Annotated in this window: 10 protein-coding genes; 6 read left to right on the forward strand and 4 right to left on the reverse strand. The window is 39.9% G+C overall.

What is annotated here, in order from left to right:
• Positions 1-98: 98 nt before the first annotated feature.
• Entirely contained in the window at positions 99-347 is a 249-nt protein-coding gene (locus CR194_RS14360) for a hypothetical protein (RefSeq protein ID WP_110610369.1), read from the reverse strand.
• Between the two features lie 78 nt (positions 348-425).
• Positions 426-941, reverse strand: a complete 516-nt coding sequence (locus CR194_RS14365) for a single-stranded DNA-binding protein (protein ID WP_110610370.1) — start codon at positions 939-941, stop codon at positions 426-428.
• A 697-nt stretch (positions 942-1,638) separates the two neighbouring features.
• On the opposite strand from CR194_RS14365, the gene cspD reads away from it, so the two are divergent.
• Together cspD and hpf are read left to right on the forward strand one after the other, a co-directional pair.
• Positions 1,639-1,836, forward strand: coding sequence for a cold-shock protein CspD (gene cspD, locus CR194_RS14370; RefSeq protein ID WP_146035965.1), 198 nt, complete (start codon positions 1,639-1,641; stop codon positions 1,834-1,836).
• Between the two features lie 432 nt (positions 1,837-2,268).
• A complete protein-coding gene (hpf, locus tag CR194_RS14375; RefSeq protein ID WP_110610372.1) occupies positions 2,269-2,820 on the forward strand; it encodes a ribosome hibernation-promoting factor, HPF/YfiA family in 552 nt (183 codons plus the stop codon).
• 315 nt (positions 2,821-3,135) lie between these two features.
• Here hpf and ptsG read toward each other — a convergent pair whose 3' ends face one another.
• The gene (gene ptsG / locus CR194_RS14380; protein WP_110610373.1) at positions 3,136-5,166 is read right to left on the reverse strand and encodes a glucose-specific PTS transporter subunit IIBC; all 2,031 of its coding nucleotides are present in this window, start codon (positions 5,164-5,166) and stop codon (positions 3,136-3,138) included.
• 219 nt (positions 5,167-5,385) lie between these two features.
• The gene (glcT, locus tag CR194_RS14385; RefSeq protein ID WP_110610518.1) at positions 5,386-6,225 is read right to left on the reverse strand and encodes a glucose PTS transporter transcription antiterminator GlcT; all 840 of its coding nucleotides are present in this window, start codon (positions 6,223-6,225) and stop codon (positions 5,386-5,388) included.
• Positions 6,226-6,600: 375 nt separating this feature from the next.
• On the opposite strand from glcT, the gene secA reads away from it, so the two are divergent.
• The 4 genes from secA (at position 6,601) to CR194_RS14405 (ending at position 11,977) form a co-directional block, all read left to right on the forward strand.
• On the forward strand, positions 6,601-9,123 hold the full coding sequence (gene secA / locus CR194_RS14390; protein WP_110610374.1) for a preprotein translocase subunit SecA: 2,523 nt from the start codon (positions 6,601-6,603) through the stop codon (positions 9,121-9,123).
• A 184-nt stretch (positions 9,124-9,307) separates the two neighbouring features.
• Positions 9,308-10,409 (forward strand): peptide chain release factor 2 gene (gene prfB, locus CR194_RS14395; protein WP_110610375.1). Its coding sequence is split into 2 segments (ribosomal slippage): positions 9,308-9,379 and positions 9,381-10,409, totalling 1,101 coding nucleotides; the frame shifts between segments, so codons are not numbered across the junction.
• A 247-nt stretch (positions 10,410-10,656) separates the two neighbouring features.
• On the forward strand, positions 10,657-11,553 hold the full coding sequence (locus tag CR194_RS14400) for a YitT family protein (RefSeq protein ID WP_110610376.1): 897 nt from the start codon (positions 10,657-10,659) through the stop codon (positions 11,551-11,553).
• A 70-nt stretch (positions 11,554-11,623) separates the two neighbouring features.
• Positions 11,624-11,977, forward strand: coding sequence for a c-type cytochrome (locus CR194_RS14405; RefSeq protein WP_110610377.1), 354 nt, complete (start codon positions 11,624-11,626; stop codon positions 11,975-11,977).
• The last annotated feature ends 134 nt before the right edge of the window (positions 11,978-12,111 follow it).

Here is a 12,111-nt window from a genome sequence, read left to right on the forward strand (position 1 = left end):
GTTGCCTATGAGGGCAATCTCCTTTTTAAATTGAAACTTTGATCGCGTAGTTTTAGAAAAAAACTATGCGGATAGCGTGCGTTCTTTTCAAATCCGGTTCATTTATATTGCAACGAATACTTATCTAATATGGATCTTAATAGCACATCATCTGAATTCATGTTTTCGATGTGTTTAATTTCCATGTTAAGTTTTAAATCCTTCAAGTTGTTCTGGATGTTTTTGAGCGATTCCTCTTGTTCGTATAATTGCTCATTCATTTCTTCTAGGTCATCGTGTTTGATCATTTTTGATTCAATGGTAGCTAGTTTATGCATCATAATCTTCAACAAATCAAGTTCTTTCAATTAATAATAACCTCCTTTCTGATGAATATATGCGCTCTTCGAAAGGTAATCTCCTCTTGTTCTTTTTTTATGAAGTACTTATGGAGAGGGAATGGTTTCAGCTAGAACTGGTGACTGCGGTTGGATATTGGAAGATGAGGAGGATGCTGATGGCACTTTTTGCTGTAAGTTTTCAGTAGGATGAGAGTCTCCGTGAGTTTGAACTGATTGCGAAGGGGGGTGTTCTTCTTTTGGCTTAGGCGGAATGTGAACTTGTTGTTCTTGTTCACTCATTTTTTTCATGGCTAGAAAGGTGACATTTTCGGCAATGACATCTGGAATGGTCAGTCGTTTTTGATTATCAAATTCAATAGATCTCATTTGAAGCCGCCCGCTGACTGAAATTAATGACCCTTTTGTACAATAATCAGCTACAGTTTCAGCAAGCTTGTTCCAGGAGACTAATTGAATGAAGTCGGTATCATAGGTTCCCGATGGATTTTTAAATGGTCTCCGCACAGCTAACGTGAAGCGAGTATATGAGACTCCCTCACGAGTTGTTTGTAACAAAGGACTTTTAGCCATTCGGCCAATTAAGGTAAATTGATTAAGCATAATGAGGTTCTCTCCCTTAGAAAATTAGTGGTATGATTAGAGGCTTGAATAAAGTGGAAGGTACAAGTCTACGTGTCTTTCCTCCTTTGCGATATAGTCACTTGATTGGAGAGAGGGAATCTTGCGAGGTAAAAAATCATTTTTAAGGTTCTCCCTCTTTAAATTGATTGTTTTGTTCAACGTTTTGGCAGTTCTTATCCACAGCTGATGTTGAAGGGTAGTTGATGTATTCTGGAAGATAAGTTCGATGATTACTCTTGGTAGACAAGAGAAACGTTAAACGCTTTGACCGTAGTCCAATGAAAGTTGAATGTGGTCAGTTGTATATTATTAAATCGAGTAGCATGGAAATTTGACCAGCGTACTAGATAATAATTGGGGAATAGAGTTCTCCATGGAGAACTTTTCTCGTTCTATAGTTTACTTTTTTTGTAATCTATAGTCGTATTTTAATGAATAATGTCACAAGCAACAATAGTTCTATATACCTAAAAGAGATGAAGAGTTGTTACAAGTATGTGAACAACGGTTGTTTAAAGGTGAAATTCAATAAAGCGCTATCAATAGCATCGTAACAACATATCATAATTTGTCGAAATAATCAGTTAAAAATGATTTGACGGATGGTTTCTCCCTTGTTATATTAAAAATGTAGGATATACCTACACATTTTCAACGAAGGGATCGTGTTATGAATATGCAAGGAAAAGTAAAATGGTTTAATGCAGAAAAAGGTTTTGGTTTTATTGAGCGAGAAGATGGAGATGATGTGTTTGTTCACTTCTCAGCGATCGAACAAGAAGGTTTCAAGTCACTTGACGAAGGTCAAGAAGTTGAATTTGAAATCGTAGAAGGTGCGCGTGGACCTCAAGCGTCTAACGTCGTAAAAGTATAATTCGCATCCCTGAGTTTCAATTATTTTAAAAACCAGTTTCATGGCTGACGAATCAAGGTCATGAAAACGGATAGTCACTTATAGCATTTAGGGAACAATAAGCGAATAGCCATCCCGTTTTCCATTTGGAAAGCGGGATTTTCCTGTCATGTGAAGAGTTGAGAGCTTTTCTTTAAAAATGTTCGTTCTATCCTCATAGACCAATGTTTTTTAAAAAAAGTGAAAGGTTTTATTCTTCACCCAACTTCTACTCGTCTTTGCAAATTTTAATTGTTGTCCCAGAGTGAGGGGGATTTTTTGTAAAGATTATGAACGATTTATGGACAGGCGACTCATTTCGATAAAAATTTACAAAGTTTATTTACGTTTAAGCAGGAATATAAAAGGGGTATGTGGAATATTACATACATAACCGAAAGGAGGAATTTGCTTATGAATTTTAATATTCGTGGCGAAAACCTAGAAATTACTCCATCATTAAGAGATTATGTAGAAAAAAAGGTAGGTAAACTTGAAAAGTATTTTGACACCATCCCATCTTCAGATGTACATGTGAAGATGAGTGTCTTAAACACCGATCAAAAAGTAGAGATAACGATTCCGATGCCAAAGCTTTTATTACGTGCAGAGGAAAAACATACTGACATGTATGCGGCGATTGATCTTGTAATTGAGAAACTCGAAAGACAAATTCGAAAGCATAAAACAAAAGTAAACCGCAAATTCCGCGGAGATGACAGCTTAAAGTATATGTTTAAAAATGAATTAGAACCTGTGTCACAAGAAGAAATTCCAGAGGATGACGAGATTGATATCGTTCGAACAAAGCGCTTCGATTTGAAGCCGATGGACGCCGAAGAAGCGGTCCTTCAAATGGATATGCTAGGACATAACTTCTTCGTATTCTCAAACTCCGTAAGTGGATTTACAAATGTTGTTTATAAACGTAAAGATGGACGATACGGCTTAATCGAACCGGAATAAGCCGAGTAAATATAAAAACGGGTGGTCTCAATGATTACATTGGGGCCACCTATTTTTTGTTTAGCGATACTGTAGATTTTGAGTCGTAGATGACTAGACAGTAAAAAAAATGGATATCTACAAGTTGATAAAAAATGCAGAGTAATGTAGAGGTTCTGTAGTCCGTAGACCGATCTGTATCCAGCTTGAGACCTGCTGTGTTCTGTTTGAATGATCTTATATCCTGTTTGAGAGAAGTTGTAGCCCGAAAAAAAACAAGCCGGACTCAATGTCCGGCTTGTTTCTCTATAGATGAGAGGCCCTACTAAATTCTAATTATCCAACAATGCGAATACGATCAGTTTCGCCGATATCAGTCTTTCCATCTTTTTCAATCTTCACAGATTGACCTTCACTTAAGTTAGTGAAAATAATAGGTGTTATGACTGAAGGAGCTTTTTTACGAATTCCTTCAAGATCGAATGTTAAGAGTGGCTGGCCAATCGTTACATCATCACCTTGTTCTACGTGTGCTTCGAATCCTTCGCCTTTCAAGTTCACTGTATCAATCCCCACGTGAATTAAGATTTCTGTTCCATCTGCGGCTTCAATGCCAATCGCGTGTTTCGTTGCAAATAAATTGACAATTTTTCCGTCCACAGGGGAAACTACTTTTCCATCAGAAGGCTCGATAGCGAACCCGTCACCCATCATTTTTTCAGCAAACATGTTATCTGGAACTTCAGAAAGAGGCTTGATTTCACCTTTTAGAGGCATGGAAACTGCCACATTACTCTTCACTTTCGCAGGTGCTTCACTAGCTCCTTCTTCTTCAGGAATTGGCGTGTTGCCTTTGATGATATCTTCCATTTGTCCCTTGATCGTTTCAGAACGTGGTCCAAAAATTGCTTGAACATTTTTGTCAATTTGCATGACACCGGACGCACCAAGCTTCTTTAAACGATCTTTATCTACTTTAGAAACATCTTCAACACTGATACGTAGACGCGTAATACAAGCGTCTAAATACGTTAAGTTTTCTTTTCCGCCAAATGCTTTTAAAACTTCAAATGGTAATTCAGTGTTTCCAGTTGTTTTCGTTCCTTGTTTTTCATCATCGGCATTTGGTTCTTCTCGACCTGGAGTCATAAGGTTGAACTTCTTAATCGCAAAACGGAAACCGAAGTAATAAATCACAGCAAAGACGAGACCGACTGGAATGACGAGCCACCATTCTGTTCGTCCAGGTAAGATACCGTATAAGAAGAAGTCAATGACACCACCGGAGAAGGTCATCCCGATTTGAACGTCTAACAAGTGCATCGTCATGAATGACAATCCGGCAAAAATCGTGTGGACTGCGAACAACAATGGCGCAACAAACAAGAAACTGAACTCAATAGGTTCTGTGATCCCTGTTAAGAAAGAAGTTAATGCTGCAGAACCCATGATACCAGCAACGATTTTCTTCTGGTCAGGACGTGCACAGTGGTAAATAGCAAGAGCTGCAGCTGGTAAACCGAACATCATGAATGGGAATTTCCCTGTCATGAATGCGCCTGCTGTCACTTCTGCACCATCACGAATTTGGTTAAAGAATATTTGCTGATCCCCGCGAATCACATCACCGGCAGCGTTCGTGTAAGTTCCGAATTCAAACCAGAACGGAGAATAGAAAATGTGATGTAAACCGAATGGGATTAAAGCACGTTCAATGACACCAAAAATAAATGTGGCTAATGTACGATTTGATTCAGTCATGAAGTAAGAAAACGTATTTAAACCGTCTTGTGCAAACGGCCATAAGAAGTTCATAATGACACCGATAAGGATAGCAGAGGCTGCTGTTATAATCGGCACGAAACGTTTTCCGGCAAAGAAACCTAAATAAGACGGCAATTCTATATTGTAATATTTATTATACATATAGGCCCCGAGCAGACCTGCGATAATCCCTCCGAAAACGCCTGTTTGTAAGGTTGGAATTCCAAGAACATTGGCAAACTCCGGGTTGTCTGCAACCATTTCAGGTTGGACACCACTGATGACACTCATTGTCATATTCATAATTAAGTAACCAATAATCGCAGCAAGTCCGGCGACGCCGTCACCTTTTGCTAAACCGATCGCTACACCAACGGCGAATAATAGCGCCAGGTTACCGAAAACGACATCACCAGCAGATTGCATCATTTCCGCTGTTAATGCAAAAAATGCTGAATCTAAAAACGGCATTCTTTCAATCATATCCGGGTTTTGCATAGCATCCCCGAAGGCTAACAAGATCCCGGCAGCAGGTAACAGTGCGACGGGCAACATGAGAGAACGACCGACTTTTTGCAGTGTTCCAAAAGCATTGTTAAACATGTTTCATTCCTCCTACATTTTTTAATAAGATAATAATTGCGTAGATGAAAACGAAGCTAACAACGAAAAAATGACAACAAAAAAGGCATGAATGAAAAAGAATGCAGTTAAACCAAGATAAAGGTATACTTTACCTTAGGTTTTCACTACGTTCCTTTTTCACTCATGCCTGCATAACCAGTAACACGGAAAAAGAGTCGTAAGACGAATTTCCAAGTTCTATTTATTTTTCAAGTTGTCCAGTCTCTGTAAATGCAATGTCAAATAAACGGCTTCTGCATCAGGTACTGTCTTTTTTAATCGCTGTTGCATAATTTTCATCAGCTTCCACGACAAAGTATAGCATAACGGATATTCAGCCTGCAATACTTTTTTTAGACTGTCTTGATTCTCCGTGTAAGATTCCGTTTGGATTCGTTCAATGGCATGGTGAAGGTGGCGAACGAGACGCAAATAGTTCATATCTTGCCGATTAATTTTCGTCTTTAAATAATTTTCAATAATTCCCACGAGCTCACTGACGAGCTGAGTATGTCTGTTGATTTCAGCTAAATTTCGGTTTGTGATAGCACTGTGAATATGTAATGTAATAAATCCGATTTCCCCTTCTGGGATTCTAATGCTGAGTTTCTCGTTTAACCATTCAGAGAGTTCCGTAGCGGCAGCGTATTCTTGTGGATAGGCTAGTTCTGTCTCTTGAAGAAATGGATTAACAATACCATGCCCTTGTCGGATTCGTTTCACAGCGAAATAGAGGTGGTCTGTTAAACCAACATGGATATGTTCGTTAAGTTTGGTACCAAACCGTGTCTCGAGTTTTTCGATAAACTCATTCATAACACCAATAAATTCTTCATCTACATATTCCAATAAACTCATATATTGTGCTTGTTCCTGAGAATCTTTTAAAACAAAAAACTTCTCCGCACGCTCGCCGGCGACTTCTTGTCCGGGCTGCTTCCCGAAGCCAAGTCCTTTTCCAATGAGCACAACCTCTCCATAGTCAGGGTGGGCCGCGATAATCACATTATTATTTAATATTTTTGTTACGGAAAGCATAGCATCCACTCCGAACTCCTTAGTCACTGTTGCATCAATCATATCAGACTGCCTTTAGTAAAACTATTATATCAAGTAAAAAAAGTAGTTCAACAAGAACATGAAAACGTCAAATCTTGACAGTGTTACTGCCAGAGAGGAATGTCTGTCCCGCCTCTGCTTGTAAGCCGACTTGCAAACTGATAAAATGAAGGGTAGCGTGAAGTTAGTGTGCTGAAAAATCAGAAGGATATGTCTTCGATCTCTTTCTAACTATCCACACACTTCGAATTAAAGATCCGAATGAATGATCGCTGGTGCTAGCACTGGGCGATACGATAAACGCATGTGAACGTTCAAGTGTTAATAGAAAAAACGATAAGGGAGCAATGTCCGATGTTAGGTTTATTAAGAAAAGTCATTGGAGATACGGATGCAAGGCACCTAAAAAAATTAACGAAAACGATTGATGAAATTGAAGCACAAGGAGAAGAGATAAAAAAACTTAGTGATGATGGTCTCCGACAAAAGACAGAAGAGTTCAAACAGCGTTATCAGGACGGAGAGAAACTTGAAGACCTTTTACCGGAAGCTTTTGCTGTTGTGCGTGAAGGGGCAACCCGTTCACTTGGAATGACTCATTACCGAGTTCAGCTACTTGGTGGGGTTGTTCTCCACCGCGGAGATATTTCTGAAATGAAAACGGGGGAAGGTAAAACATTAGTAGCCACCCTTGCAGTTTATTTAAACGCCTTGACTGGAAAAGGTGTTCATGTCGTAACGGTCAACGAATACCTTGCTAAGCGTGACGCGGAAGAAATGGGGAAACTCTATACATTTTTAGGCTTGACTGTAGGGTTGAATTTAAGCGGAATGTCAAAAGAATCCAAGCGCGAAGCCTATTTAGCAGATGTGACATATTGTACGAATAATGAATTAGGCTTTGATTATTTGCGTGACAACATGGTGACGTATAAAGATCAAATGGTTCAACGACCATTGCATTATGCCATTGTCGATGAGGTAGACTCTATCCTAATTGATGAAGCAAGAACGCCGTTAATTATTTCTGGTTCTGCTCAAAGGACAACGGATCTATACTCTGCCGCCAATTCTTTTGTACGTATGTTAAACGATGAGGAAGATTACACGTATGACGAAAAAGCTAAGAATGTCCAATTAACAGATGATGGAGTAAGTAAAGCAGAGCGCACATTTAATATAGATAACTTATTTGATTCTGAACACGTACAACTTAACCATAATATTAACCAGGCTTTAAAAGCTCATAAAGTCATGATTCGTGACGAGGATTACGTTGTAGATGATGGAGAAGTAGCCATTGTCGATCAGTTTACGGGACGACTCATGAAAGGTAGACGCTACAGTGACGGTCTTCATCAAGCCATTGAAGCGAAAGAAGGCTTGGAAATCAAGCGAGAAAGCATGACTCTTGCTTCTATTACATTCCAGAACTACTTCCGTATGTATGAAAAGCTTGCAGGAATGACCGGGACAGCGAAAACGGAGGAAGAAGAATTCCGAAACATTTATAATATGAATGTTTACTCCGTCCCGACAAACGAGCCGATTGTCCGTGATGACAAAGCTGATCTAGTTTATAAAACGATGGACGGAAAGTATAAAGCCATCGTGGAAGAGATCGAAGAACTTTATAAAAAAGGGCAACCTGTTCTAGTAGGAACTGTTAGTGTGGATACTTCTGAACTGATTGCCACGAAGTTAAAGCGGAAAAAAATTCCTCACAACGTGTTAAATGCTAAAAACCACGAACGTGAGGCTGAAATCATTGAGAACGCCGGCCAACCTAAAGCTGTCACAATTGCCACAAACATGGCAGGTCGCGGTACAGATATTAAATTAGGACAAGGAGTACAAGATTTAGGCGGTTTGTTTGTACTCGGAACGGAACGACATGAAAGTCGCCGGATTGATAACCAGCTAAGAGGTCGTTCAGGTCGTCAAGGGGACCCAGGCCGATCCCGGTTTTATTTATCATTAGAAGATACGCTGATGCGTCGTTTTGGCTCAGAAAACATGAGTAAAATGATGGAGAGAATGGGTATGGAAGAAGACCAGCCAATTGAAAGTAAGTTAGTTTCTCGTGCAGTCGAACAAGCACAAAAGCGAGTCGAAGGAAATAACTTTGATGCTCGTAAACAACTTCTCCAATATGACGATGTGATGAGAGAACAACGTGACGTCATCTATGAACAGCGAATGGAAGTCCTTGAATCCGAAAATCTTCGTCCTGTTGTAGAGAAGATGCTTGAATCAACTGTGGAAAGAAACGTCGCGTTATATACACCAGCGGAGGACGTGCCTGAAGACTGGAATCTTCAAGGGATCGTTGATTACGTGAACGCAACGGTGCTTAATGAGCAAGAATTAACGTTAAGTGAACTTAACGGACTTGAACCTGAAGAAATGACCGAGTTAATTACTGAGAAAGTGGAAGCTGAGTATAATCAGCGCGAAGAAAACTTCACTTCAGAAACGATGAGGGAATTCGAACGAGTCATCTTGCTTCGGACAGTAGACACGAAATGGACAAGTCATATCGATCAGATGGATCAGTTAAGACAAGGAATCCACTTGAGAGCGTATGGTCAAAACGATCCATTACGTGAATACAAATTTGAAGGCTTTGAAATGTTTGAAGAGATGATTGCTAGTATTGAAGAGGAAGTGTCACGTTACATCATGAAAGCGCAGATTCAGTCTAATTTAGAACGGAAACAAGTGGCTGAAGGCAAAGCTGTGCACCGAAGTGCAAACGACACAAGCCAAGAAAAAAAGGTGAAAACACCGTTCCGTAAAGGTGAAACGATCGGTAGAAACGATCCATGTCCTTGCGGATCGGGTAAGAAATATAAGCAGTGTCATGGCGTAGAATAAAAGGAATGCTTAAGGAAGGTGCTTTTAATAGAAGCACCTTTCCCCTTTTTATAGCTGAAGGGAAAACGAAGTCTTTCATATGCAGAGAAAAAGAAGGCATCTCCCCCATAACTAGTAGATGTCATAACGAAATATTCAACGTTTTATTTTAAGGTAGCCCAAATCAACGAAGAGGTGAATTGTCATGGAAATGTCAGAAATGAATCATGAACTTACAAATATGGCTAAAAAATTAGCGGACTTCAGGGGGTCTCTTTGACTTAGAAGAAAAAGAGACTCGGATTGCTGAATTAGAAGATGAAATGTCTGATCCATCCTTTTGGGAAAATCAAGAACAAGCACAAAAAGTCATCTCCGAAAACAATGGTTTAAAAGCTATGGCTGATACGTATCGACAGTTAGAAGCTTCGCTAGAAGACTTGGAAGTTTCTTATGAATTAGTCAAAGAAGAAAACGATGCTGACTTAGTGAAAGAATTAAACTCTGGAATAAAAGACCTTGTAAACAAGCTAAATGACTTTGAATTGCAGCTGTTATTAAGTGAGCCTTATGATCAAAACAATGCCATCTTGGAATTGCATCCGGGAGCGGGAGGAACAGAGTCACAAGACTGGGCGGCCATGTTACTAAGAATGTATACTCGTTGGGCAGAATCTAAGAATTTCAAGGTTGAAACGACGGATTATTTGCCGGGAGACGAAGCTGGAGTGAAAAGTGTTACCTTGTTTATCCAAGGACATAATGCTTATGGATATTTAAAAGCAGAAAAAGGCGTTCACCGTCTTGTACGCATTTCACCGTTTGACTCGTCTGGTCGCCGTCATACTTCCTTCGCTTCGTGTGATGTTATGCCTGAGTTGGATGATGCAGTAGAGATTACGGTTTCACCAGATGAACTCCGAATTGATACTTTTCGTTCGAGTGGAGCAGGAGGACAGCATGTCAACACGACGGATTCAGCCGTTCGGATGACGCATTTGCCAACGAATACCGTTGTAAGTTGTCAATCAGAACGTTCCCAAATCAAGAACCGAGAAAAAGCCATGAAAATGTTGAAAGCGAAGTTGTTCCAACAAGAAATGGATCGACAGCGTCAAGAAGCTTTAGAAGTCCGTGGCGAACAAGCGGAAATTGGCTGGGGAAGTCAGATTAGGTCTTATGTGTTCCATCCCTACAACATGGTAAAGGATCATCGCACAGACATGGAAACAGGAAATACTCAGGCGGTCATGGATGGAGAATTAGCTCCATTCATTGATGCTTATTTACGATCTCAAATTGATTAATGATCGTTAAAATTCGGGACAGTAAATCAATATAGAGGGTGAAGGGAGCGGTCTGGTGACTGCTCCTTTTTCCTTATTCATTTTAATAATACATCACGTTAATGTAGTGCATCAAAACCATAGTAAAGCGTTACTCTGAGTGCGTTTACAGTGGGAATGAGCGGTGATATACTACGAAAGGATTTATAAGGAAGATCAGACACAAATACTTCTTACATACTTAGCAGAAATTCAGGTGATAATGATGATGATGAAAAAAATTCAACGCAAAAGAGACCTAGAACCACTAACTCCAGTACAGCGAACCTTATTTGAATTCGCCCATGTATTTTTTGGGTCAGCACTCGTTGCGATCTCGTTTAATATTTTCCTTCTGCCCAATCAAATTGCATCGGGAGGAGTCGCTGGGATCTCAACCATTGTTTACAGTATTTCGGCCATGGAACCAGCCTACACTCAGTGGGCATTAAATATACCGCTATTTGTAGCTGGCGTCCTGTTGTTAGGAGGAAGTATATCAGGAAGTGTTCTTTACGGATCGAAAACGTTAGCAGGAACGTTGTTTCTTCCATTTATAGTCTTTCTAACGAGAGACTTGGAACCAGCTACGTTTGATCCTCTCCTTGCTGCAATATTTGGGGGGATTGGTGTAGGGCTTGGATTAGGGATCGTTTTCAGATCTTATTCCTCAACTGGTGGGACAGATTTAGCAGCACAAATTATTAATAAGTACACAGGGTTATCTTTAGGTGTCTGTGTATTTATTATGGATGGATTAGTCGTGGCTTCCTCTGCGGCTGTTTTCGGTTTTGAATATGCTTTATACGCTTTAATTGGTTTATTTACAACAGGTAAAACCATCGATTTGGTCCAAGTAGGTTTTGGTTACTCAAAAATGGTGATTATTATTTCCCAATATGATGAAGAAGTAAAGCAAGGACTTTTAACGAAAGTGGATCGAGGCGTAACGAAATTATCAGGGTACGGGGGCTACACGAACCACGAAAGACCTGTGCTCATGTGTGTCGTCGGTAGGAATGAAGTGACGAGACTGAAGCGAATTGTTCAAACAATTGACCCGTCGGCTTTTGTCATAGTGAGCAACGCGTCTGAAGTTTTAGGTGAGGGTTTCAAAAAGAAATAAATAGGTTATAATGTAATACAGGGAGATATGAAAATCTTACCAAACAATTTCAGTTTGAGGAGGGGAAAAAATGAAGAAATTTCTAGGTTTAATGTTGGGGGCTGTATTAGTTCTCGGTGCATGCGGAGGGAATGATGGCAACAATGAAGAGCCAGCTCCGGAAAACAACGGGAACAATGCAGAAGAGACAAACAATGCTGCGGGCGATGATACATATGATCTCGCAAACGGCGAAGATATTTACGTTGGTAATTGTGCATCCTGTCACGGTGGAGATCTTGAGGGAGCATCAGGACCAGCTCTAGAAGGATACTCGCATGATGAAATTCTTGCGGCTATTGAGGAAGGTCCTGGAGGAATGCCGGCAGATCTAGCGACTGGTCAAGATGCAGAGGACGTTGCAGCTTGGATTACAGAACAATAATTGGAAATAATCAAGAGTTTCTAAGCACTGCTTAGAGGCTCTTTTTTTGTTATGTCACTGCAATCAATTGAAATCAAACTGTAAAAAACTTTAACTTTTCTTGTCGATTATTGATGATATAATGTTTAAGTGGG

The organism is Salipaludibacillus keqinensis (genome assembly GCF_003226325.1).
GTDB lineage: Bacteria > Bacillota > Bacilli > Bacillales > Salisediminibacteriaceae > Salipaludibacillus > Salipaludibacillus keqinensis.